The organism is Microvirga alba (genome assembly GCF_015694465.1).
Classification (GTDB): Bacteria; Pseudomonadota; Alphaproteobacteria; order Rhizobiales; family Beijerinckiaceae; genus Microvirga; species Microvirga alba.
Genome location: NZ_JADQDO010000005.1, coordinates 91,670 through 113,961 on the forward strand (window position 1 = coordinate 91,670; position 22,292 = coordinate 113,961).

General features: G+C 63.0%; 22 protein-coding genes. 13 read left to right on the top strand and 9 right to left on the bottom strand.

The window, feature by feature from the left end:
* Positions 1-10: 10 nt before the first annotated feature.
* Entirely contained in the window at positions 11-259 is a 249-nt protein-coding gene (locus I2H38_RS11770; protein WP_210324785.1) for a hypothetical protein, read from the top strand.
* A gap of 2 nt (positions 260-261) precedes the next feature.
* Here the strand turns inward: I2H38_RS11770 and dprA are convergent, their stop codons facing one another.
* Genes dprA through I2H38_RS11795 form a run of 5 tightly spaced genes read right to left on the bottom strand, consistent with a single transcriptional unit; the run spans position 262 to position 4,698 of the window.
* Entirely contained in the window at positions 262-1,458 is a 1,197-nt protein-coding gene (gene dprA, locus I2H38_RS11775) for a DNA-processing protein DprA (RefSeq protein WP_196272059.1), read from the bottom strand.
* Between the two features lie 5 nt (positions 1,459-1,463).
* Positions 1,464-2,063 carry a glycerol-3-phosphate 1-O-acyltransferase PlsY gene (gene plsY, locus I2H38_RS11780; RefSeq protein WP_196272060.1) on the bottom strand — a complete coding sequence of 200 codons (600 nt, stop codon included), beginning with the start codon at positions 2,061-2,063 and terminating at the stop codon, positions 1,464-1,466.
* Between the two features lie 7 nt (positions 2,064-2,070).
* Positions 2,071-3,369 carry a dihydroorotase gene (locus I2H38_RS11785; protein WP_196272061.1) on the bottom strand — a complete coding sequence of 433 codons (1,299 nt, stop codon included), beginning with the start codon at positions 3,367-3,369 and terminating at the stop codon, positions 2,071-2,073.
* Positions 3,369-3,743: a DUF4406 domain-containing protein gene (locus I2H38_RS11790; protein ID WP_196272062.1), complete on the bottom strand. Its 375-nt coding sequence runs from the start codon at positions 3,741-3,743 to the stop codon at positions 3,369-3,371. The genes I2H38_RS11785 and I2H38_RS11790 overlap by 1 nt, the downstream gene beginning before the upstream one ends.
* A 7-nt stretch (positions 3,744-3,750) precedes the next feature.
* Positions 3,751-4,698 (bottom strand): aspartate carbamoyltransferase catalytic subunit, encoded by a 948-nt coding sequence (locus I2H38_RS11795; RefSeq protein ID WP_196272063.1) that lies wholly within the window; start codon positions 4,696-4,698, stop codon positions 3,751-3,753.
* A gap of 162 nt (positions 4,699-4,860) precedes the next feature.
* On the opposite strand from I2H38_RS11795, the gene I2H38_RS11800 reads away from it, so the two are divergent.
* Positions 4,861-5,550, top strand: coding sequence for a phosphatase PAP2 family protein (locus I2H38_RS11800; RefSeq protein ID WP_196272064.1), 690 nt, complete (start codon positions 4,861-4,863; stop codon positions 5,548-5,550).
* 73 nt (positions 5,551-5,623) lie between these two features.
* Here the strand turns inward: I2H38_RS11800 and I2H38_RS11805 are convergent, their stop codons facing one another.
* A complete protein-coding gene (locus I2H38_RS11805) occupies positions 5,624-6,754 on the bottom strand; it encodes a calcium-binding protein (RefSeq protein WP_196272065.1) in 1,131 nt (376 codons plus the stop codon).
* A gap of 164 nt (positions 6,755-6,918) precedes the next feature.
* On the opposite strand from I2H38_RS11805, the gene I2H38_RS11810 reads away from it, so the two are divergent.
* The gene (locus I2H38_RS11810; protein WP_196272066.1) at positions 6,919-8,574 is read left to right on the top strand and encodes an isovaleryl-CoA dehydrogenase; all 1,656 of its coding nucleotides are present in this window, start codon (positions 6,919-6,921) and stop codon (positions 8,572-8,574) included.
* 137 nt (positions 8,575-8,711) lie between these two features.
* Positions 8,712-11,426, top strand: coding sequence for a type I DNA topoisomerase (topA, locus tag I2H38_RS11815; RefSeq protein ID WP_196272067.1), 2,715 nt, complete (start codon positions 8,712-8,714; stop codon positions 11,424-11,426).
* 58 nt (positions 11,427-11,484) lie between these two features.
* On the opposite strand, the gene I2H38_RS11820 is transcribed toward topA, so the two are convergent.
* Positions 11,485-12,018, bottom strand: a complete 534-nt coding sequence (locus I2H38_RS11820) for a GNAT family N-acetyltransferase (RefSeq protein WP_196272068.1) — start codon at positions 12,016-12,018, stop codon at positions 11,485-11,487.
* A 164-nt stretch (positions 12,019-12,182) separates the two neighbouring features.
* On the opposite strand from I2H38_RS11820, the gene I2H38_RS11825 reads away from it, so the two are divergent.
* The 4 genes from I2H38_RS11825 to I2H38_RS11840 all read left to right on the top strand — a co-directional run bounded on the left by I2H38_RS11825 (position 12,183) and on the right by I2H38_RS11840 (position 16,420).
* Complete coding sequence (locus I2H38_RS11825; protein ID WP_196272069.1) at positions 12,183-12,743, top strand: MgtC/SapB family protein; 561 nt, start codon at positions 12,183-12,185, stop codon at positions 12,741-12,743.
* Positions 12,744-13,069: 326 nt separating this feature from the next.
* Positions 13,070-13,477: a hypothetical protein gene (locus tag I2H38_RS11830; RefSeq protein ID WP_324617386.1), complete on the top strand. Its 408-nt coding sequence runs from the start codon at positions 13,070-13,072 to the stop codon at positions 13,475-13,477.
* A 242-nt stretch (positions 13,478-13,719) separates the two neighbouring features.
* Positions 13,720-15,786, top strand: coding sequence for a DNA topoisomerase IV subunit B (parE, locus tag I2H38_RS11835; protein WP_196272070.1), 2,067 nt, complete (start codon positions 13,720-13,722; stop codon positions 15,784-15,786).
* Positions 15,787-16,063: 277 nt separating this feature from the next.
* On the top strand, positions 16,064-16,420 hold the full coding sequence (locus I2H38_RS11840) for a hypothetical protein (protein WP_196272071.1): 357 nt from the start codon (positions 16,064-16,066) through the stop codon (positions 16,418-16,420).
* A gap of 3 nt (positions 16,421-16,423) precedes the next feature.
* Here the strand turns inward: I2H38_RS11840 and I2H38_RS11845 are convergent, their stop codons facing one another.
* Positions 16,424-16,996 carry a hypothetical protein gene (locus I2H38_RS11845; protein ID WP_196272072.1) on the bottom strand — a complete coding sequence of 191 codons (573 nt, stop codon included), beginning with the start codon at positions 16,994-16,996 and terminating at the stop codon, positions 16,424-16,426.
* A gap of 181 nt (positions 16,997-17,177) precedes the next feature.
* Between I2H38_RS11845 and rnr the strand changes: the two genes are divergently transcribed.
* From rnr to rpmG, 4 genes are all read left to right on the top strand, one after another.
* Entirely contained in the window at positions 17,178-19,487 is a 2,310-nt protein-coding gene (gene rnr, locus I2H38_RS11850) for a ribonuclease R (protein ID WP_196272073.1), read from the top strand.
* Between the two features lie 9 nt (positions 19,488-19,496).
* Complete coding sequence (locus tag I2H38_RS11855; protein ID WP_229426672.1) at positions 19,497-19,910, top strand: DUF983 domain-containing protein; 414 nt, start codon at positions 19,497-19,499, stop codon at positions 19,908-19,910.
* A 14-nt stretch (positions 19,911-19,924) separates the two neighbouring features.
* Positions 19,925-20,659, top strand: coding sequence for an NUDIX hydrolase (locus I2H38_RS11860; RefSeq protein ID WP_196272235.1), 735 nt, complete (start codon positions 19,925-19,927; stop codon positions 20,657-20,659).
* A 324-nt stretch (positions 20,660-20,983) separates the two neighbouring features.
* Positions 20,984-21,151: a 50S ribosomal protein L33 gene (rpmG, locus tag I2H38_RS11865; RefSeq protein WP_114185399.1), complete on the top strand. Its 168-nt coding sequence runs from the start codon at positions 20,984-20,986 to the stop codon at positions 21,149-21,151.
* A gap of 364 nt (positions 21,152-21,515) precedes the next feature.
* On the opposite strand, the gene I2H38_RS11870 is transcribed toward rpmG, so the two are convergent.
* The gene (locus I2H38_RS11870; RefSeq protein WP_196272074.1) at positions 21,516-21,899 is read right to left on the bottom strand and encodes a response regulator; all 384 of its coding nucleotides are present in this window, start codon (positions 21,897-21,899) and stop codon (positions 21,516-21,518) included.
* 101 nt (positions 21,900-22,000) lie between these two features.
* Here I2H38_RS11870 and I2H38_RS11875 point away from each other — a divergent pair, with 101 nt between their 5' ends.
* Entirely contained in the window at positions 22,001-22,291 is a 291-nt protein-coding gene (locus I2H38_RS11875; RefSeq protein ID WP_196272075.1) for a DUF3572 domain-containing protein, read from the top strand.
* Position 22,292 lies beyond the last annotated feature (1 nt).

A 22,292-nucleotide genomic window follows, 5' to 3' on the forward strand; every position in this document is an offset into this window, starting at 1 on the left:
GATCCGCACCATGTCACCCAAAGCCGCGTCACGGTCTATTAAAACCCTATCCGCCGAAAAGCGTGACACTGAGGCCAAGGCGGCTCAGCCGGTAAAATATGACGCCTCTCCGGTCGAGGTCGCCCAGTACATCGCCGAATTCACCGCCGAATTGTCGTATCTCGCCCGGAAGGGACGGCTTGACCTGCTGGCCTATCTTCTCGATATGGCGCGTCTGGAAGCTATCCGCACTGTTCAGGCTGAGGGTCGGAAGGCGTAGGCTCAGCGGCTTGCGAGGAGCGAAACCGCGTTCCCGCCATGGCGTTCGAGCCGCCCTGCAATTTCAAGTTCAAGCAAAGCCATCTGCACCACTCGGATCGGGAGGCCGGATTGGCGCACGAGATCATCGATGGCGATGGGCGAGGGGCCGAGCAGTCCGATCACGCTGACGTCAGCCTCTTGAGCGCCGGCCCGATCCTCGAACAATCCCGCATCCGGCGCGACAAGCCCGACCGGGGCGCGTGCAATATCCGGCAGGTCGAGTTCGTCCCATAGCTCCTCTGTCCCAACCAGATGGTGCGGCTCGCTGATTTCGGTCTCGACCTTGGGTCCTGCCGCAATCAACGGCTCCAGAACGCTCGTGACATGGTCGAGCCCGGCGCAGAGCGTCGCGCCGTCACGGATCAAGTCGTTCGTGCCTTCCGCACGCGGATCGAGCGGGGAGCCCGGCACCGCGAAGACCTCGCGACCCTGCTCGAGCGCGAAGCGGGCGGTGATGAGCGAGCCGGAACGGCGGGCCGCCTCCACCACCACGACACCGTAGGACAAGCCGGAGACGATTCGATTCCGGCGCGGGAAGTCGCGTCCGCGCGGCTCCCAGCCAAGGGGCATTTCGGAAATGATCGCCCCACCCTGCTCGATAATGGCGTGGAGAAGCCCCTCGTTCTCGGCCGGGTAGATCCGGTCATGCCCACCCGCCATCACGGCGATGGTGCCGGTCGCGAGCGTCGCCTTGTGCGCCCGCGTGTCGATGCCGCGCGCCAGGCCCGAGACCACGACGTAACCTGCCTCGCCGAGTTGCCTTGACAGGCGCTCGGCGAAGGTGAGCCCGGAGGCTGACGCGTTGCGCGAACCGACGATGGCGACAGAGGGTTTCGACAGGACCTCGCTGGAGCCGCGCACCGCGATCAAGGGCGGGGCCGTATCGACGGCTTGCAGCGTTTTCGGATAATCCGGCTCGCCCATGGCGATGAAACGGACGCCAAGCCGCGCTGCCGCCGCCATTTCCTTTTCGGCCTCCGCGCGGCTCGTAACTTTCAGCAGAAGACGGCCGCCACGGCGGGCGAGATCCGGCAACGCATCGAGGGCGGCCGACGCGCCGCCGAACTGGTTGATCAGGGCGCGAAAGGTGCGAGGCCCGACATTCTCTGAACGGATGAGGCGCAGCCAGTCCAGGCGCTGCTCATCAGTCAGGCGCACGCCGCTCATCCCTTTTGCCCGATCTTGCCCTCGGTGCCGGCCAGAAGGCGCTTGATGTTCTCGCTGTGCTTCCACCACAGGAGCACGACGAGGATCACAGCCGCTCCTGCCATCCTGGGCTCACCGAGGAACCACAACACCACTGGCGACAGGGCACTGGCGATGAGCGCGGACAGGGAGGAATAGCGGGTCGTGAAGGCAAGCCCGAGCCAGATCACCGCGAAGATCAGCGCGGCAAGCGGCTTCAGGCCGATGAGAATGCCGATGAAGGTGGCGACGCCCTTGCCGCCCTTGAAACTGAGCCAGACCGGAAAGAGATGGCCGAGAGAAGCGCCCAACGCTGCGACGGTCGCAAGATCCGCGCCCCAGCGTCCGGCGATGACGACGGCGGCGGTGCCCTTCAGGGCGTCACACACCAGGGTCGCGGCTGCGAGCCCTTTGCGCCCCGTGCGCAGCACGTTCGTCGCGCCGATATTGCCCGAGCCGACTTTGCGAATGTCCCCGAGGCCTGCCATTCGGGTGAAGATCACGCCGAAGGGGATGGAGCCGAGGAGGTAGCCGAAGACCAGGGCTACGAGGGTAGGCAGAAGAGTGGCGTCAGACATTCGATTCTCATGAAACCGTGCGGCGGTCGAAAACGATCCTGCCCGCAACCATCGTCACCGTCACCTGTCCTTCCAGACGGGCTTCGTCGAAAGGAGTATTCTTGGACAGCGAGCGAAGCTGGCGCTTGTCGAGTACGTAAGGCGTCTCCGGGTCGAATACGATAAGGTCGGCCGGCGCGCCGCGCCGCAGCCGTCCGCCCGGCAAACCAAGGATTTCTGCCGGTCGAGTGGACAAGGCACGCAGCAATTTCGGCAGCGAGATGCGCTCCGCCTGGACCAGCCGCAAAGCCGCCGAGAGCAGCGTTTCCAGCCCCACGGCCCCGTCCTCGGCCTCCGCAAATGGCAGCCGCTTGGTCTCTACATCCTGTGGATTGTGGTCGGAGACGATCACATCGATGATGCCGTCCACGAGCGCATCGATCATTGCCTGCCGGTCCTCCTCGTGCCGGAGCGGCGGCGAGAGCTTGAAGAAGGTGCGATAATGGCCGATGTCGTTCTCGTTGAGCGCCAGATTGTTGATCGAGACGCCGCAGGTGGCAGGAAGCCCCCTCGCCTTCGCTGCCTGGACGATCTCCGCCGAATCCGCGCATGAAATCATCGCCGCATGATAGCGCCCGCCGGTCAGGCGCACGAGGCGGATGTCGCGCTCCAGCATCAGCGTTTCAGCCTCGCGCGGGATGCCCGGCAATCCAAGCCGGGCTGCGAACTCGCCCTCGTTCATCACGCCCTGCCCGACGAGATCGGGGTCTTCCACGTGGTGGACGATCAGAGCATCGAAATCACGGGCATAGGTGAGCGCGCGACGCATCACCTGGGCGTTGGTGACCGAGCGCGCGCCGTCGGTGAAGGCAATCGCGCCAGCTTCCTGGAGCAGGCCGATTTCGGCCATTTCCTCACCTTTCAGCCCCTTGGTCAGGGCTGCCGCGGGGCGGACATTGACGATGGAGGTGTCGCGCGCCCGGCGCAGCACGAAGTCGATGATCGCCGGATCGTCGAGCACCGGATTCGTGTCCGGCATCGACACGATGGTGGTAACGCCGCCCGCCGCCGCCGCTTCGCCCGCGCTCTTCAAGGTCTCGCGATGCGCCGCCCCCGGCTCGCCGATGAAGGCACGCATGTCGATGAGGCCGGGGGAGAGCACTTGACCACCGCAATCGACGATTTCGGCATCAGCGGCCGCATTCACCTGCGGGCCGACATCTTCGATGACGCCGTCCCTAACCAGGAGGCCGCCCCGCTCCTCACGCCCGCTGGCGGGATCGATGAGGCGCGCGTTCTTGAACAGGATGGGACGGTCAGAGGTCATTATGCGCAACCTGGAATATCTTCAAATCGATGGAAAACGAGCTTTCCGTTCTCCCGTGCCAGCGCCACCATCTCGTCGGCTCCGGTCGAGGGGCCGCCGATCCGCAGGCAGGCATCGCATCTCGCCACAAGGCGGCGTGCGATGGGGTGGAAAATCTCATCAAAAATCGCATCACCGATCCGTTCGGAACCGGCGAATTCGATCAACGGTAACGCGTACCACTCGCCCAAGACAGGCAGGTGCCCGGCTCGGAAGAGGCGCAGGGCCATCTCCATCATGGCGTCCACATTGGCCTGAATCTTCGCCGGATCGTCGCTCGTGCCGGAGCGGTAAGGGCCGGCAATGAGGATTTGGAGCGGCGGAAGCGCGTCCATGATGATCCTATCGGTTCGGCAGATGGCTCGCGAGAGCCTCGAGCACCGCCATGCGTACGGCAACCCCCATCTCGACCTGTTCGCGGATCAGCGACTGCGCGCCGTCGGCGACATCGGATGAAATCTCGACGCCGCGATTCATCGGCCCCGGATGCATCACCAGCGCGTCGGGCTTCGCATAGCTGAGCTTCTCCTGATCGAGCCCGTAGAAGCGGAAATACTCTTTCACTGAAGGCACGAAGGAGCCATTCATGCGCTCACGCTGCAGGCGCAGCATCATGACGATATCGGCATCGCGCAGGCCGTCGCGCATGTTGGTGTGCATCTCGAAGCCCAGGCGCTCGATGCCGGGCGGCAGCAGGGTCGAGGGTGCGACGAGGCGCACATGCGCGCCCATGGCGGCGAGCAGGATCATGTTGGAGCGGGCGACCCGCGAATGCAGGATGTCGCCGCAGATCGCCACCGTCAGGCCCTCGATGCGGCCCTTGTTGCGGCGGATGGTGAGAGCATCGAGCAGCGCCTGGGTCGGGTGCTCATGCGCGCCGTCGCCGGCATTCACCACCGAGCAATCGACCTTCTGCGCCAGAAGATGCACGGCGCCCGCCGCGTGATGGCGCACGATGATGAGGTCGGGGTGCATGGCGTTGAGCGTCGCCGCCGTGTCGATCAGCGTCTCGCCCTTCTTCACCGAGGACGACGCCACCGACATATTCATCACGTCCGCGCCGAGACGCTTGCCCGCGATCTCGAATGAGGACTGCGTACGGGTCGACGGTTCGAAGAAAAGATTGATCTGTGTCCGACCCCGAAGAGTCGTCTTCTTCTTTTCAACCTGGCGACTGACCTCGACTTGATCATCAGCCAAATCGAGCAGCGCCTTGATATCCAAAGGCGAAAGCCCCTCGATCCCGAGCAGGTGACGGTGAGGAAATGCGGTGGAGCTTGTGTCTTTCATCTTAAAATGATGGCTATAGGCTCAGACGGCGGCAGCGGCAAGCGAAGTCTGATTTCTTGCGGCGTTCTTCAATCGAACAGCATCCGCCAAGTGTTGATCCCGAGTGTTGATCCTGAGCGTTGATCCCTTGACGGCATTCGCGTTCGGTTCGATGCAAGGGGAATGAAACGCCAAGCTCTCCTGATCGCGGGGCTCCTCGCCCTCTGCCTCTCCCCGGCAACGCACGCCGTCGCCAAGGACAAAGCACGTCTCACCGTGGTGATCGACACGGCCCAGGTCGGCACGCCGCCTGATGCGGCCGCCACCGCGAAGGAGCTCGCCTCCGTTCTCTCGACGCAAGCCGAGCGGACGCCGTCGCGCGAGGAGCTGGCCGTCGCGGACGCGAAACAATCCCTGTCGAGCTTTCTCAAAGGTATGGACGCCACTGCCGACAAGGACGGGTTGAAGAAGGCGCGCCGCCTGTTCAAGGAGGCGACGGCGGCGCTCGAAGAGGCTCTCGCTCCCGTGAAGGGCCGCTTCGAGCGGCCGCGCCCGTTCCGCGCGAGCGCGGAGGTGAAAACCTGCCAAATCAAGCTGCCCCCGAGTAGCTCCTTCCCCTCGACCCATGCGGGCACAGGAACGCTGTTTGCAGCCCTCCTCGCCCACATCGCCCCCGAGCGAAAGACAGAGCTCGAGGCGCGCGGGCTCGATTACGGCTGGAGCCGCGTCGTGTGCGGGTTCCACTATCCATCGGACATCGAAGCGGGACGGACAGGCGGCCGTCTCGCTGCGGCGGCGCTTCTGAACGATCCGGCCTTTGTGAAACGGCTCGACAACGTCGCCCCGGAATTGCGCGGCGCTCTGGGACTCTAGAAGTTATTTCAATGATTCGGCTCCGGGGGATCGCATCTGAATTGACGATGTCGCGCCGAGCGCGCCTTTGCGCCTAGATCACCAAGAAATCCGAGCTGGAGAGCGGCAGCCGCGCCGAGAGGATGGCAAAGACAACCGCCTTCTGCGCACCCGATCCATCCGCATCATAGGACAATCGCCCAGTCGCTGGGTCGTAGACGATATGCTGGTCCGCCTTTGTCGCCTCGGTTCCAGCAACGAAGGCCGACGGAGCCAACGCCCCCTTCACCGTCAAGGTGCTGAAGATCGAATTTGCCAGGTGGATCGTGTCTTCCCCAACGGTGAAGTCCGAGATTGTGTCTATGTTCTGAGGTGCGAAGGGATTGGCGGGCGTATCGAAAGGATCACGTCCAAGGGCAGAATCAAACACAAACGCATCTCTACCGGTGCCACCAACGAGGATGTCGTTGCCATTGCCACCGATCAGAACATCGTTGCCGCCCAAGCCGATCAACTTATCGTCCCCGTCGTTGCCTTGCAGGTAGTTGGAACCATTGCTTCCGGTAACAGTATTGTCGAGGTTGTTTCCGGATAGGTTGATGGCTTTGGTGGACGTAACGCTGAAGGCTTTAATATCAGACAGGCCAGATTCCGCACGCATAGCGTAGCTGACCTTCGCATAAATCAGGTTCGGCTTGTCGAAACCAGCCCCTGGCCCGGCCTTTGAAACGATCACGCGATCTGCCGAAGCATCCACGATGAACCTGTTTCCGCCTCCGTAGGCCTTCATGAAGTCGGCGCCACCCTTTCCGTCGATGAAGCTCCCACCAAGGCCGGAGGCAATCAAGACGTCTTTCTTGTCGCTGCCTTTATAGATCGCAGGAGCAATCTTACCAACGGATGCGTCGCCCACGAAAGACCCTGCCCCCTTTCCCCCACCGACGAGGCTGGAAAAAGTGGCATGGCCCTGCGCGATAAAGCCTGTTTGACCGCTCGAGATATGCACGATCTGGGTGACATTACCGTCGATGATGTCGCCAACGCTGGTGTAACGGAAGAAATTGCCGATGAAGTCGGTGTAGGTCCCCGCCGCGGTCTCGATGCGATAGAGGGTTGGGGTGCGAAGGACCGGGGTGCCATCAGTGGCGAACTTACCGAAATCGATCGTCCGCGTGTCGACGCGAAAACCTGCTCCAGCGGTAAAAGCTCCTACGTAGGATGTCATGGCACTTCCTGATGTCGCATCGTAGAGCAGTAGCTCGGGCCTATATTGTTTGCAACAGTATAAACTAACGACGCGCTTCGGCTGTGACGCGACAACAAGGGCAGGCGATCACCACGACGGGATCTGTGGCATAATCCGCCGGTCGGCGAACGCGGAGCCACCCCATGAACGTCTCCCAGGCCCATGACACAAACGACGTCTTCAACCAGACGCCGCCTTTCGTGGACATCAACCTCATCGCGAATGACCAGCCCTTGCTTGACGCGTTGCAGGCGAATGGGGTGGATCTCGACGAGGAAGGGCTTTCCGTCTTCGGGCAGCACTGGGGCTCTGCTGAGCGGTTCGATCTCGGGCGGCTCGCCAACGAAAACCCGCCGAAGCTGCGCACGCACGATGCGCGCGGCTACCGGCTCGACGTGGTCGAGTTTCATCCGGCCTATCATATTCTGATGCAGGCGAGCATGGAGGACGGGCTTCATGCCTCGACCTGGGACGATGCCGAGCCGGCCCACCTCGTCAGCCACGGCCACGCGGCGCGGGCGGCGCGGATCTACACCGTGTCCGGCGTCGAGAGCGGGCATGTCTGCCCCCTGACCATGACCCACGCCGCCGTCGCGGCGCTGGCGGAAGCTCCGAACCTCTTGAAGGAATGGCTGCCGAAGATCCGGACGCGGGAATACGACCCGCGCTTCATCCCATTCTGGGAGAAGAAGGCCGTCACCCTCGGCATGGGGATGACCGAGAAGCAGGGCGGCACCGATGTTCGCGCGAACACCACCCGCGCCGATCCGACGAGCGGCGAGGAATATGAGCTGACGGGCCACAAATGGTTCATGTCCGCGCCCATGTGCGACGCCTTCCTGGTTCTGGCGCAAGCCCCCGGAGGGCTGACCTGCCTCCTCGTTCCGCGCTTCCGGCCGGGTGGCAGCGTGAACGCGCTTCATCTTCAAAGGCTCAAGGACAAGCTCGGCAATCGTTCGAACGCCTCATCCGAGGTCGAGTTCGAGCGGGCCTTCGCGTGGCGAATTGGTGAGGAAGGGCGCGGGGTGCGCACCATTCTCAACATGGTGCAACTGACCCGCCTCGATTGCGCGGTGGCTTCCGCCGGGCTCGTGCGTATGGGCTTGGGGCTCGCCCATCACCACGCTCGGCACCGCAGCGTGTTTCAGAAAAAGCTCATCGACCAGCCCGCCATGCGCGCCGTCCTCGCCGATCTCGCCTTGGAGACCGAGGCCATGACGGCTTTGGCTTTGAGGCTGGCGCGCAGCTTCGACCTTGCGCAGGCGGACCAGCACGAGGCCGCCTATGCGCGGCTGATGACGCCCGCCGCCAAGTTCGGCATCTGCAAGGCCGCCCCACGCCTGCTCTACGAGGCCATGGAGAGCCTTGGCGGCAACGGCTATGTGGAGGAAAGCCTCTTGCCCAGGCTCTACCGGGAGGCTCCGGTCAACGCGATCTGGGAGGGGTCGGGCAATGTCATCGCCCTCGACATTCTGCGCGCCGAGAACCGCGAGCCGGAAGTGGCGGCCTCCGTTCTCGACCACCTCATGAGCGATATCGGGGCGCTTCCCGGCGCATCGGACGCGGCGCGGGACATCGTGCTCGCGCTCCAGTCGCCGGAGGCTGAAGCCAAGGCCCGGTTGATCGCCGACCGGCTGTTCACATTGGCCGCAACGGCAGCGCTTGCCCGATCGGCTCCAGCCGAGGTTGCGGAGGCCTATGCTCTCACCCGGCTGGCATCTCCTGCCCGGATGCCGGGCGCGAACGATCTCGGGTCCGCCACCAAACCCTTGCTGGACCGGGTCTTTACCGCCATATAACGACCCCGTCCTTCGAGTCGATTTGACTTGTCGGCAATCATTGACCACTTATCCCGCCTTTCGGCGGTCAGGGGCTGACCGCCGGTTTTTCTGTGACCATTGAGCATCCCTCGCGGCTGCTTTTAGGAAATCGCTCTATGAAAGTCCTCGTCGTCGAGTCGCCTGCCAAGGCCAAGACGATCAACAAGTATCTCGGCAAGGACTACGAGGTCCTGGCCTCCTTCGGGCATATCCGCGATCTGCCCGCCAAGGATGGCTCGGTCGACCCGGATGCCGATTTCCGCATGATCTGGACCCTTGAGGACCGGGGCTCGAAGCGAGTCTCCGATATCGCGAAGGCGATCAAGGGGGCCGAGAAGCTCATTCTCGCCACCGACCCGGATCGTGAAGGAGAAGCTATTTCCTGGCACGTTCTGGAGGCCCTGCGCGAGAAGAAGGTACTCAAGGACCTGCCCGTTGAGCGTGTAACCTTCAACGCCATCACCAAGGATGCTGTGCAGACGGCTCTGCGCAACCCGCGCGAGATCGACCAGGCACTGGTCGATGCTTATCTCGCCCGCCGTGCGCTGGATTACCTCGTCGGCTTCACTCTCTCGCCGGTGCTCTGGCGCAAACTGCCGGGTGCCCGCTCCGCAGGCCGCGTTCAGTCCGTGGCGCTTCGCCTCGTCTGCGACCGCGAACTCGAGATCGAGACCTTCAAGACGCAGGAATATTGGTCGATCCTGGCCACCCTTGCCACGAAGGAAGGCGCCGTGTTCGATGCCCGCCTCGTCGGCGCGGACGGCAAGAAGATCCAGCGCCTCGACATCGGCAACGGCGAACAGGCCGAAGCCTTCAAGCGCGATCTGGAACTGGCGACCTTCTCGGTGGCGAATATCGAATCGAAGCCCGCCAGGCGTCACCCCTACCCGCCCTTCACGACCTCGACCTTGCAGCAGGAGGCCTCGCGCAAGCTCGGCCTTGCTCCGGCGCAGACCATGCGCGTCGCGCAACGGCTTTATGAGGGTGTCGATATCGGCGGCGAGACGGTCGGTCTCATCACCTATATGCGTACCGACGGCGTCGACGTGGCTCCGGAGGCCGTGCAGGCGACCCGCCGCGTCATCGGCAAGGAATACGGCGAGAAGTACGTGCCGGGTGTGCCGCGCAAGTACACCACGAAGGCGAAGAACGCACAGGAAGCGCACGAGGCCATCCGCCCGACCGATATGAGTCGCCTGCCGAAATACGTGGCGAAATATCTCGAGCCGGAACAGGCGCGCCTTTACGATCTCATCTGGACCCGCATGATCGCGAGCCAGATGGAATCGGCTGAGCTTGAGCGCACCACCGCCGACATCTCGGCGCAGGTCGGCCCCCGCAAGCTCGATCTTCGCGCCACCGGCCAGGTGGTGAAGTTCGACGGCTTCCTCACGCTCTATAACGAGAGCAAGGACGACGAGACGGACGAGGATGAAGGCCGCCTGCCGCCCATGAAGGCGGGCGACGGCCTGGAACGCCGCCGTATCGCCGCCAATCAGCATTTCACCGAGCCGCCGCCGCGTTTCTCCGAGGCGAGCCTCGTGAAGCGCATGGAAGAACTCGGCATCGGGCGTCCTTCCACCTACGCCGCCGTGCTTCAGGTCTTACGCGACCGCGAATATGTGCGCATCGACAAGAAGCGCCTCGTCCCCGAGGACAAGGGCCGCATCGTCATCGCATTCCTGGAAAGCTTCTTCCGCCGCTACGTGGAATACGATTTCACGGCGGATCTCGAAGAGCAGCTCGACCGCATCTCGAACCACGAGATCGATTGGAAGCAGGTTCTGCGCGACTTCTGGCGCGACTTCAACGCCGCCATCGGCGAGACGAAGGAGCTGCGCACCACGGAGGTGCTGGACGCGCTCAACGAATTGCTCGGCCCGCACATCTTCCCCGATAAGGGCGACGGCTCGAACCCGCGCACCTGCCCGACATGCGGTTCAGGCCAGCTCTCGCTGAAGCTCGGCAAGTTCGGGGCGTTCATCGGTTGCTCGAATTATCCTGAGTGCAAATACACCCGCCAGCTTGCCGCCTCCGGCGTTTCGGGCGACGGCGAGGGTTCGTCGGAAAACGGCGGCACGCCGGGCGTGAAGGTTCTGGGAGACGACCCGGAAACCGGAATGCAGGTCACGCTTCGCGATGGCCGTTTCGGCCCCTTCGTCCAGCTCGGCGAAGGCGAGAAGCCGAAGCGTTCTTCCGTCCCGAAGGGCACGTCGCCGAGTTCGGTCGATCTGGAAAAGGCGCTCAAGCTCCTCTCGCTTCCGCGCACGGTCGCCATGCACCCGGAAACGGGCGAGCCGATCCTCGCCAATATCGGCCGCTACGGGCCGTATGTTCAGCATGGCAAGGTCTACGCCAATATCGGCAAGGACGATGACGTGCTGGAGATCGGCGCGAACCGGGCCATCGACCTCATCATCGCCAAGGAAAGCGGCGCGGGCGGCTTCCGGCGGGGTGCTGCCGACCCGGGCCGTCCAGTTGGTGACGATCCCGTATCCGGCAAGCCCATCGTGGTGAAAGCCGGACGCTTCGGGCCTTACGTGACCGACGGCGAGACAAACGCGACACTGCCGAAGACGGTCACGGCCGAAGCCGTGACGCTCGACGAGGCCATCAGCCTCCTCGCCGCACGGCGTGCAGCTGGGCCGAGCAAGAAGGCGCGCGGACGCAAGGCCCCGGTCAAGAAAGCGGCCGCGAAGGCTCCTGCGAAGAAGGCCGCGGCCAAGAAGGCTCCCGCGAAGAAAGCGGCGACAAAAACGGCGGCGAAGAAGAGCGCCGCGAAAAAGGTCGCGACGAAAAAGCCTCCGGCGAAGGCAAGCACGGCAGATTAATCTTCGCCGAACTCAAGTTTGAACCGACGCTCCGGGATCGCTCCGCGCGACCCCGGGCTCACGCGGCGATCAATCGCTCAAGGTCGTCCCAGGCGTAAATGATGTTTTCCGAACGCCACAGAGGGCCGGGGTCGACATACCGACCTATCGGCTTTCCTCCCAAGGCCTCGTAAAATTCAATGGCTGGCTTGTTTCCGACAACTACGCCGAGAGCTGCACTCTTGTAGCCGAAGCTGCGCAGGTCGCGTGCCAGCGCGGCGAGAAGGCGACGCCCTATGCCTTGGCGCTTGCAAGTGCGATCCACGTAGAGAAACCTAATCTCACCGCGCTCTCCAAAAGCCTCGGTGGAAGGTGAACCGGCGAAGCCAAAACCTGCCACACGGCCTTGTGTCTCGGCTAGGAGGACCGTCTGCCGGGCTTCCGGTGCAGCAAGGATCCCCCGCCAGCGCGAAAGCCGCGAAGCTTCATCGAGTGCCAGAAAGGCCGCTTCCGGGGCTAGATGCCGATAGGTCTCACGCCAGACATCGACATGCAGCCGCGCGATGGTTTGCGCGTCGCCCTGCTGCGCGCGGCGCAAGGTGACCTCCCTCATATCTCTCCCCTGTCTCTTCTCTCCCCTGCTTATGCGTGACGGTTGAATATTATGTCGAGAGACGCGAATTGCCCTCGAACCAAAGTCCCCGATGAAGAATAATGACAACCTATTCGAAGATGGTAAGGCCGCGCTCCTGAAACGGCGGCCGTTGAGGCAAAACCATGGATTGGCTTTTAACGAAGTTTGCCGAGTATGAAAGCAATCTCGCAATCCTGCTGCGCCTCGTCGTCGCGACATTTGCGGGAATGGCGATTGGCCTGAATCGCGACAGGCGCAACAAACCGATCGGCATGCGGACGCTGGGCCTCGTCTCGCTGAGCGCCGCGGCGGTCGTATTGTCCGGTACCGCCTTCGGCGAGTTGCAATTCCATCAAGATGCACTCAGCCGTGTCGTGCAGGGCATCTTGACCGGCGTCGGCTTCCTCGGCGCGGGCGTCATCATGCGCGGCAGGGACAATTTCGAGGTTCACGGCCTGACGACGGCATCCACGGTTTGGATCGCGGCGGCCCTCGGTGTGACGGCAGGGGTCGGGGCCTGGTTCATCACCTTCGCCGGCAGCCTGATCGCCTTGTCTCTGTTGAGCTTGGGCAAGCCCGTTGAACGCAACCTTATCCAGCTGCTCGGCGGCACAAGCGGCGAGGATTCAAACGGATCGACCGCTTCGAACTCAGAAAGTCAGCCAGAGGGCAAAAGCGGCGACCAGGGCAATCGTCAGCCATAAGGCGTTGGATGGAAGCGAGCGGCCGGCGGCAACGGGCGTGTATTCCGGTTCATTGAAAGCGAAGGCCTCACCGGCCACGCGGGCCGCGCGATTGAGGTGCAGGTTCCGTGCGGATCCGAGTGCTGTTCTTGACGTCAACGTCGAATCTCCCCTCCGTCATCCTCAAGCTTAGAACCCAAACGTGAACGATAGCCGAACGGTTCCGCTTCTATCCACGCAGGTTGCACCGCTCCAAATTGCAAGGTTCCAACCTCACGGAAACAATTCTACCCGCGCGAAATTTATGCTACAGAGTTCACCGTCAAGCTATCACACAGGAGATCATCGTGAAGGCGAGCTCACTCTTTTTGCGGACCGGCGCTCTCGCGGCCATCTTCGGCATGGGCCTGGGCATTTCGATGGGCATTACCCAGGACCATACGTTGCGTAGCGTCCACGCCCATATCAATCTTGTCGGCTGGGCCTCGATGTTCCTGTTCGGGCTCTACTATCACGTAGTGCCCGCTGCGGATTCGAAGCTGGCGAAAATCCACTACTACGTCGCTTTGCCGGGCTTTCTGGCCATGATGGCTGGCGTCGCCGGCCTCATGCTCGGCAACGGGTCCTTCGAGCCCCTCGCCATCGTCGGCTCGCTGGTGACCTTCGCTTCGATGCTGATCTTCGCGTGGAACGTTTTCTCCACGACGAAATCCTCAGCCGCCTCCAAACCGGCAGCCGTCGCCCCCGCACGCTGAGGATAGGGGCCAGCGACATTTCTCTTCGCTGGCTTTCTCGCCAGAAAAGAACCACAAGCCTGATGCGCCGTATGTGCCGTCAGGCTTGTTGCGTTATGGACACGTCGGCGTCCAACCGCCGTCGGAGCGATCAAGCAGCGTTGTGACCCGACGCCGCTCTTTTCGTTTCCGTTTCGTTCACGTATGACTTGCGGATGGGCTATAGTGCAAAGAAACGCGAATCATCTCGGACCAAGGTCCCAATGACTGATAATGACGATCTCTTCGGGGGCGACGAGGCTGCGCCTGTGAAACGGGCCGCGCCCGCCCCGGCCAAAGCCGCTGCCGCCAAGGCCGCCCGCCCCGTTCAACAAGGCACGCCGGGCGAAAATGGTTATGACGCCTCGTCCATCGAGGTGCTGGAAGGACTCGAGCCTGTCCGCCGTCGCCCTGGCATGTATATCGGCGGCACGGACGAGAAGGCTTTGCACCATCTCTTCGCCGAGGTGATCGACAACTCCATGGACGAGGCGGTAGCGGGCCACGCGACCTTCATCGAGGTGGAGCTGGAGGAAGGCGGCTGGCTCTCAGTGATGGACAACGGGCGCGGCATTCCGATCGACCCGCACCCGAAGTTCCCGAAGAAGTCGGCGCTCGAAGTCATCATGACCACGCTCCACGCGGGCGGTAAGTTCGATTCGAAGGTCTATGAAACCTCGGGCGGCCTGCACGGCGTCGGCGTTTCGGTGGTGAACGCGCTCTCCGAGACCCTTGAAGTCGAGGTGGCGCGCGGCCAGACCCTCTATCGCCAAATCTTTTCGCGGGGCATTCCGCAGACGAAGCTGGAGACCGTGGGCCGGGTGCTGAACAGGCGCGGCACCAAGGTGCGCTTCCTGCCCGACCATCAGATCTTCGGCAAGGACGCCCATTTCCTGCCCCGCCGTCTGTTCAAGATGGCGCGGTCCAAGGCCTACCTCTTCGGTGGCGTCGAGATCCGATGGAAATGCGCCCCGTCCCTGCTTGAGGGCGTCGACAGCGTTCCGGCCGAGGCGACCTTCCGCTTCCCGAACGGGCTGAAGGACTATCTCTCCCACGACATCGACGGGAAGGAGCTGGTCACGGACCAGATCTTCTCCGGCAAGATCACCAAGCCGGGCGGCCATGGCTCGCTCGAATGGGCCGTCGCCTGGATGGCGAACGAGGACGGTTTCTCCTCATCCTACTGCAACACCGTGCCCACGCCCGAGGGCGGCACGCACGAAAACGGCCTGCGCATCGCGCTTTTGCGCGGCTTGCGCGACCATGCGGAGCGCGTCGGCCAGCAGAAGCGCATCGCGCCCGCGACCACCGACGACGTGATGGCGACCTGCGCCTCGATGCTCTCCGTCTTCATCCGCGAGCCGGAATTCCAGGGCCAGACCAAGGACAAGCTTGCGACGCTGGAGGCGGGCCGCATCGTCGAGGCTGCCATCCGCGACGCCTTCGATCACTGGCTCGCTGCCTCGCCGCAACAGGCCAACAAGCTGCTCGACTGGGTCATCGACCGGGCCGAGGAGCGTTTGCGCCGCCGTCAGGAGAAGGAGGTCGCGCGCAAGACCGCGACCCGCAAGCTGCGCCTGCCCGGCAAGCTCGCGGATTGCTCCAACGCGGGCGCGGCGGGGTCCGAACTGTTCATCGTCGAGGGCGACTCGGCGGGCGGCTCGGCCAAGCAGGCGCGCGACCGCAAGAGCCAGGCGATCCTGCCCTTGCGCGGCAAAATCCTGAACGTGGCCTCCGCCGGTCGAGACAAACTGCATCAAAACCAGCAGCTTTCGGATCTGGTTCAGGCGCTGGGCTGCGGCATGGGCTCTCACTACCGCGATGCGGATCTGCGCTACGAGAAGGTCATCATCATGACCGACGCGGACGTGGACGGGGCCCACATCGCCTCGCTCCTCATCACTTTCTTCTACCGCCAGATGCCGCGCCTCATCGATGCCGGGCACCTCTACCTCGCGGTCCCCCCGCTCTACCGGCTCTCGCAGGGCTCGAAATCGGCTTATGCCCGGGACGACGCCGACCGCGAGCGGCTGTTGAAGACCACCTTCAAAGGCAGCGGGAAGGTCGAGATCGGACGCTTCAAGGGCCTCGGCGAGATGCTGCCCGCCCAGCTGAAGGAAACCACCATGGACCCGAAGAAGCGCCTGCTTCTGAAAGTCGTGGTCGAGGCGGACGAGCGGCCGGAGACCGGTGATGCGGTCGAGCGCCTGATGGGCAACAAACCCGAGGCCCGCTTCACCTTCATCCAGGAACGGGCGGCCTTCGCGGACGAGGCCCAGCTCGACATCTGACAAAAAAGAAGAGGCGCGGAACCGATCCTCCGCGCCTGTTCGAGCTGTGTGGGGTTAAAACCCTTTGGTTTCTTCGATATTTCAAAAATCCGAAAATATTTGAAATATTTTTCGGATCCCTTGGAACCTTCCCCATACCTCCTACGTTAATGAGCATCACCGGCTCATTCTGCCCCCACGGGCCGGTCCCTCAAAGGCTCCGCAAGGGGCCTTTTTTTTGTCCGCCGCATCCCGGGGAAGCGTGAACAGGCCGCAATTCTCACCTATGCCGAGCATCATGAGCCGCCCCACGAAACCGACTGTCACCCTCGCCGCCCTGACCTTCGTCGCGACGGCGAGTCTCGCTCTGCCCGCGACCGCCCAGGACAGCCGGTCCCCAAGTTGGTCCGAAGTGAAGTGCGCCCGCTACAAGAGAGCTTGGACCGACGCGCTCGCCGTGCGCGGGACGAAGGGGCTGGGACGGGAATTCCTCGACAATCACGAGACCTTCCTGGCATCCGGCTGCACGGACAGACCCGCAGTCTGTCCACAGACCGACGAAGAGTTCGCCCTCGCCAACATGATGGTCGTCGCCGCCATGAACGCGGGGACCGCGAGCACCTTCCCGCCCTTTTCCTGCCGGAAGGGAGGCTAGGCCCTATGAGCCTGCCTTCGGCTTCTCGACGATGTCGTAGGTGCAGGAGAAGGACGCCGCCGCAACGCGATAGGTGTCTGTCGGATTGGTCGGATCCTGAACGATGGCGTCGCCGGGCTTCGCGACCATCGCCTCGCCCCAGGGCGCCATGAAGCTGAACGGACCTTCCGATGCGCTGAGGGTCAAGTAGCGCATCGGCACGCCGGAAGGCCGATAGGCCCGCCACCCTTCTCCGTCCGCCTCGTTCTGGGCAGCGCCATACCGCTTGGCGAAAGACGCCGCCTTCACCAAGTAGATCTCGTGGCCTGTCTCGGGGCAGCGGTTGCGCACCACCATGTCGCCGCTCTCGGCAGGCTTGCTCTTGGTCTCGACGCCTTCCGAGCGAATGATGGTGACCACCACCTCGCCGGCGGCGGCGGGCTTCGCGTCCACCATCTTCGTCTTCTGCGCCATTCCGGCGCGGCCATTTTCCGCCGCCTTGGCGAAGAAGGCTTTGACGTCGAAATCCTGGGCGCCGGCGGGAACCGACAGCAGGGCTAATGCAAAGGAGAGGCAAAGAGAGTGTTTGAGACGCATGATATCCTCATTCAAGGCGGCGGTTGCTGCTTCAGCCGATGCTAAAGCTACACGGCTTCGCGAGCCTTGTGTCATTCTCTTATGGCTCCCGCGTGACGCCCCCTAGCGGCAGCTTCGCCTGCATGCGACAAAGCTCTGTTTTTAGAGCGTCCTTTTCGGCACGCCGTAAAAAGGTGTGACCTTGGCCAAACGTATCAAACCAGTCCCTTCCACACTCCCTTCCCGGGAGGACATTGTCGCCTTCATCGCCAAGACGCCGGGCAAGGTCGGCAAGCGCGAGATCGCGCAGGCCTTCGGCATCAAGGGCGGGGATCGCATCTGGCTCAAGCAGATGCTGAAGGGTCTGGAGATCGAGGGAATCGTCGATCGCCGGGGCAAGAACGTCCACAAGGCGGGCCAACTTCCTCCCGTGGTGCTGGCCGACATCAAGAAGCGCGACCGGGACGGCGAACTCATCGCCGAGCCGACCGAGTGGGATGCGGAGGAGCACGGCCCCGTCCCGACCATCGTCATCATGCCATCGCGCAAGCCGCGCCCCGGAATGCCGGTGGCGGGCGTCGGCGACCGCGCGCTCCTGCGCGTCGAGCCGCTGAAACCCGGCGACATCCATCGCTATTCCGGCCGCGTGACCAAGATCATCGCCAAGCAGCGTGCGCAGTTGCTCGGCATCTTCAAGGCGATCCCGGAAGGCGGCGGGCGACTGATCCCCGTCGACAAGAAATCCCGCGAGCGGGAACTTCTGATCCGGCCGGGTGACGAAGCGGGTGCTGAGGACGGCGACCTCGTCTCGACCTCCATCGTCAAGCATGGCCACTTCGCCCTGCCCCACGCCAAGGTCAAGGAGCGCCTCGGCTCGATCAAATCCGAGAAGGCGGTGAGCCTGATCGCGATCCACACACACAACATCCCGAACGTCTTTCCCGCCGCGGCGCTTAGCGAGGCGGAGCACGCCGAACACGCCTCGCTTTCCGGTCGCGAGGATTGGCGTCACGTGCCCCTCGTGACCATCGACCCGCCCGACGCCAAGGATCATGACGATGCGGTCCATGCAGTCCGCGACGAGGATGAGAACAATCTCGGCGGCTTCATCGTCACCGTGGCGATTGCCGACGTGGCGGCCTATGTCCGGCCTGGCTCCGCCCTCGACAGTGAAGCGCAGGAGCGCGGCAACTCGGTCTATTTCCCCGATCGTGTCGTGCCGATGCTGCCGGAGCGGATTTCCAATGATCTCTGTTCGCTACGCCCGCACCAGCCCCGCCCGGCGCTCGCCGTGCGCATGGTGATTGGCCCCGACGGGCGCAAGAAGAGCCACGCCTTCCACCGGGTCCTCATGCGCTCGGCGGCGAAGCTCTCCTATCAACAGGCGCAAGCCGCCATCGACGGGCACCCCGACGATACGACCGCGCCGATCCTCGACTCGATTCTCAAGCCGCTTTGGGCCGCTTTTGCGTGCGTGAAGAAGGCGCGCGACATCCGCGAGCCGCTCTTCCTCGATCTGCCGGAGCGCAAGATCGTGCTGAAACCCGACGGCACGGTGGACCGGGTCTATGTGCCCGAGCGGCTGGAAGCGCATAAGCTCATCGAGGAGTTCATGATCCTCGCCAACGTGGCGGCGGCGGAAGCCTTGGAGAAGGCCGATACGGACCTGATCTACCGGGTCCACGACGAGCCCTCGCTGGAAAAGATGCGGGCTTTGAGCGAGGTGCTCGCCTCCATCGGTCTCAAGATGCCGACGCAGGGGCCGATCAAGCCCGAGCTGTTCAACCGAATCCTGCGAAGCGTCGATGGATCGGAGCATCAGCTCTTCATCAACGAGGTCGTGCTCCGCTCGCAGTCGCAAGCCGAATATTCCGCTGAGAATTACGGCCATTTCGGCCTGAACCTAAAGCGCTACGCGCACTTCACCTCGCCCATCCGGCGCTATGCGGATCTCATCGTGCATCGCGCGCTCGTCGCCGCGTTCAAATTCGGCAAGGATGGGCTGCCGCCGCACACCACCCGCGCGGAGCTGATCGAGATCAGCGCGCGGATTTCCGCCGCCGAGCGGCGCGCCATGGCAGCTGAGCGGGAAACCAACGACCGCCTGATCGCCCATTTCCTCGCCGACCGCATCGGAGCCTCGTTCGACGGCCAGATCTCCGGCGTGACGAAGTCCGGATTGTTCATCAAGCTCGACGAAACGGGCGCGGACGGGTTCGTCCCGGCGGCGACCATCGGCAATGATTATTACCGCTTCGACGAAAGAACCCATTCCATGCGCGGCGAGCGCACGGGCGAAACCTATCGGCTCGGCGACCGGGTTCACGTAAAGCTCGTCGAGGCCGCCCCCGTCGCCGGCGCGCTGCGGTTCGAGCTGCTCTCGGAGGGCCGTTACAGCGGCAAGCCGCAAGGAGCCAAGGGGGCTAAAAAGGGGCGCGCGCCTAAGTCGTCTGGACAGAGCCGTCGCCCAACCCCAAAGGTGAAGGTCAAGCGCAAGAGCCGCGCGGGTTAAGGAAGTAAGATGTCCCCATCAACGGAGCCGACCCGGCAGGAGGCCGATATCCCTGCCGTCACGGCTATGAAGCGTGGTTTCCTCGGCCATTGCCCGGCTTGCGACAAGGGCCGCCTGTTCGGCCGCTTCCTGAAAGTCGCGCCGCAATGCGAGGTCTGCGGGACCGAATTTCACCATCACCGGGCGGATGACCTGCCGCCTTATATCGTCATCTTCATCGTCGGCCACCTCATCGGCTACGGCATCCTGATGACGGAAACCCGCATGGAGATGCCCATGTGGGCGCATCTGGCGATCTGGCCCGCGCTCACGCTGGGCCTGTGCCTCGCCCTCCTCCAGCCGGTCAAAGGCGCTGTCGTCGGCCTGCAATACGCACTAGGGATGCATGGTTTCGGCGCGGCGCGCGCGAAAAAGACGTCGTGAGGGAGAGATCGGTGGTGACGGAGACAGAGACATCGGAGCGGACGCCCCCTCGTGCCGCCGGCGCCCCGACCCTGCGTCCCGTTGACGCCGCAACGCTCATCATCATCGACCGCAAAGCGCGAAAGCCCAAGGTGCTCATGGGCAAGCGGCATGCCGGGCACAAATTCATGCCGGGCAAATTCGTGTTTCCGGGCGGCCGGATCGAAGCCGAGGACCGCGCCATGCCGGTCTCGGGCGCGCTTCATCCGCGCGCGGAACAGGCGCTCCTGGCGCGCGTGACGAAGCCCTCAATCCAGCGCTGCCGCGCCCTGGCTCTGGCCGCCATCCGCGAGACGTTCGAGGAAACCGGCCTTCTGCTCGGCACCAAGGATTACGGCAGTCCTGAAGGTACGCCGAAGGGCAGCTGGGCCTCCTTTCAGGAGCGGGGCGTATTTCCCGATCTCGAAGGGTTGCAGGTGATCGGCCGCGCCATCACCCCACCCCAGCGGGTCAAGCGCTTCGACACTCGCTTCTTCGCCATCGACCGCACGGCCATCGCGGACGAGATCGGCGGCATCGTGGGGCCTGATTCCGAGCTGGTGGAGCTGACCTGGGTGAGCTTCTCAGAGGCCCGCGACCTTGACCTGCACCACATCACCGACGCGATTCTGACCGATCTCGAAGCCCGAATCGCAAACGGCTTCATCCACGAATTGCCGGTGCCGTTCTATCATCAGACGCGCGGGCGGTTCGTGCGGGAACTGCTTTAGTTTTCACGAACGTCATCATCCGCAAGCCTCATCCTGAGGAGGCCGTCAGGCCGTCTCGAAGGACGAGGCGTGTCCAGAGCGCACTGGATCTCCTTCGAGACGCGGCTTTCGGCCGCTCCTCAGGATGAGGCGCGGAGGATCGGGCCGCGCGGCGAGAGAATGGGCCGCATCCCAGACAAAGACACTCTCGCAGTGGCCAACCCTTGACGGCCCGGGCATAATCGGGCAAGGGAACCGCAGGATTTTCGGCCGGGTTCGCCCGGCCTTTGTGTTTCGGCCAGGATAACCCTAAAGGCCGGCGCACGAACCAAGAGGTTTGAGACCATGGCCAAAGCCGCCACCATCAAAGTGAAGCTCGTCTCCACCGCCGACACGGGCTATTTCTACGTCACCAAGAAGAACTCGCGCACGATGACCGACAAGCTCGCGCTCAAGAAGTACGACCCGGTCGCGAAGAAGCACGTCGAGTTCAAGGAAGCCAAGATCAAGTAATCTTGGACGCTCCGAACTGAAACAAAAGGCGCCTTACGGCGCCTTTTTTATTGCCTGAAATAAAAATGGCCAGTTGGGGACGGTGTTGTGGAGGCAACGCTCCGTCCCCAAGCTGGCCGACCTACGAAGTCCCAGGAGATGCGGCGGACCTGAGCATCCGTAGGGCATTTCTGCTCCGCTTCAGCGGAGAAACGACAAAAGAGAACATATAGGAAACATCGACTAACGCAAGTGCCGATTTTCCTGAATTCGTTTGCGCCAAAGCCCAAGCTAAACAGGACTTCGACTAAAGACAAGGCTCTCTCGCTTGACAACCCGACTCAGGCGGCGTGGCGGAAAACGCTGGTGATCAGGGCCCGAAGGGTCAGAGCTTCGCGCCGTCCGCTTCGAGATAGGTTTTGACCGTCTCAAGGAACTTGGCAACCGAGATCGGCTTGGAGAGATAGGCCTCGCAGCCCCCTTCCCTGATCCGTTCCTCATCGCCCTTCATGGCGAAGGCAGTGATCGCGATGACGGGGATGGATTTCAGGTCCTCGTCGGCTTTCAGCCAGCGTGTCACTTCCAGACCGGAGACCTCCGGCAGCTGGATGTCCATCAGAATCAGGTCGGGCTTGTGGGCGCGCGCCAGCTCCATGGCTTCGATGCCATGCCCCGTTTTGAGCGTCGCATAGCCATGGGCCTCGAGAAGATCGTTGAAGAGCTTCATATTGAGCTCGTTATCCTCAACGATGAGCACGGTCTTTTTCATGATAGCCGTCCCCGGGGGCCACATACCGACTTCACCGGCCCGCTTGTTCGTCCGATGATAGACCTACATTCAAACTGATTGATGAACTACGAATCTCGCACATGACCTCAACTTATAGAAAAGTAACTCTTAACGAGGCCGAGAGTGTCGCGGTGGCCGCCTTCACCTACCTCACCGCCGACGAAGAGCGCCTGAGCCGGTTTCTCGCCCTGTCGGGCCTGAGCGCGGACTCGATCCGCTCGGCGGCCTCCGCGCCCGGTTTCTTCGCCGCGATTCTCGATTACGTGGCCTCCGACGAGCCTCTGCTGCTCGATCTGGCCAAGGAGCTGAACACCAAGCCGGAGCGCATCATGGAAGCCCGCTGGACGTTATCCCCATCGGAGTTCGAGTAGC

Excerpts from the sequence above, each read along its gene's own strand:
- I2H38_RS11770 (WP_210324785.1), top strand. The coding sequence starts at position 11 with ATGTCACCCAAAGCCGCGTCACGGTCTATTAAAACCCTATCCGCCGAA.
- I2H38_RS11785 (WP_196272061.1), bottom strand. The coding sequence starts at position 3,369 with ATGACCTCTGACCGTCCCATCCTGTTCAAGAACGCGCGCCTCATCGAT.
- I2H38_RS11870 (WP_196272074.1), bottom strand. The coding sequence starts at position 21,899 with ATGAAAAAGACCGTGCTCATCGTTGAGGATAACGAGCTCAATATGAAG.
- I2H38_RS11810 (WP_196272066.1), top strand. The coding sequence starts at position 6,919 with ATGAACGTCTCCCAGGCCCATGACACAAACGACGTCTTCAACCAGACG.
- I2H38_RS11845 (WP_196272072.1), bottom strand. The coding sequence starts at position 16,996 with ATGCGTCTCAAACACTCTCTTTGCCTCTCCTTTGCATTAGCCCTGCTG.
- I2H38_RS11800 (WP_196272064.1), top strand. The coding sequence starts at position 4,861 with ATGAAACGCCAAGCTCTCCTGATCGCGGGGCTCCTCGCCCTCTGCCTC.
- plsY (WP_196272060.1), bottom strand. The coding sequence starts at position 2,063 with ATGTCTGACGCCACTCTTCTGCCTACCCTCGTAGCCCTGGTCTTCGGC.
- I2H38_RS11840 (WP_196272071.1), top strand. The coding sequence starts at position 16,064 with ATGAGCCGCCCCACGAAACCGACTGTCACCCTCGCCGCCCTGACCTTC.
- I2H38_RS11805 (WP_196272065.1), bottom strand. The coding sequence starts at position 6,754 with ATGACATCCTACGTAGGAGCTTTTACCGCTGGAGCAGGTTTTCGCGTC.
- I2H38_RS11795 (WP_196272063.1), bottom strand. The coding sequence starts at position 4,698 with ATGAAAGACACAAGCTCCACCGCATTTCCTCACCGTCACCTGCTCGGG.
- I2H38_RS11855 (WP_229426672.1), top strand. The coding sequence starts at position 19,497 with ATGTCCCCATCAACGGAGCCGACCCGGCAGGAGGCCGATATCCCTGCC.
- rpmG (WP_114185399.1), top strand. The coding sequence starts at position 20,984 with ATGGCCAAAGCCGCCACCATCAAAGTGAAGCTCGTCTCCACCGCCGAC.
- I2H38_RS11825 (WP_196272069.1), top strand. The coding sequence starts at position 12,183 with ATGGATTGGCTTTTAACGAAGTTTGCCGAGTATGAAAGCAATCTCGCA.
- I2H38_RS11790 (WP_196272062.1), bottom strand. The coding sequence starts at position 3,743 with ATGGACGCGCTTCCGCCGCTCCAAATCCTCATTGCCGGCCCTTACCGC.
- I2H38_RS11820 (WP_196272068.1), bottom strand. The coding sequence starts at position 12,018 with ATGAGGGAGGTCACCTTGCGCCGCGCGCAGCAGGGCGACGCGCAAACC.
- topA (WP_196272067.1), top strand. The coding sequence starts at position 8,712 with ATGAAAGTCCTCGTCGTCGAGTCGCCTGCCAAGGCCAAGACGATCAAC.
- parE (WP_196272070.1), top strand. The coding sequence starts at position 13,720 with ATGACTGATAATGACGATCTCTTCGGGGGCGACGAGGCTGCGCCTGTG.
- I2H38_RS11875 (WP_196272075.1), top strand. The coding sequence starts at position 22,001 with ATGACCTCAACTTATAGAAAAGTAACTCTTAACGAGGCCGAGAGTGTC.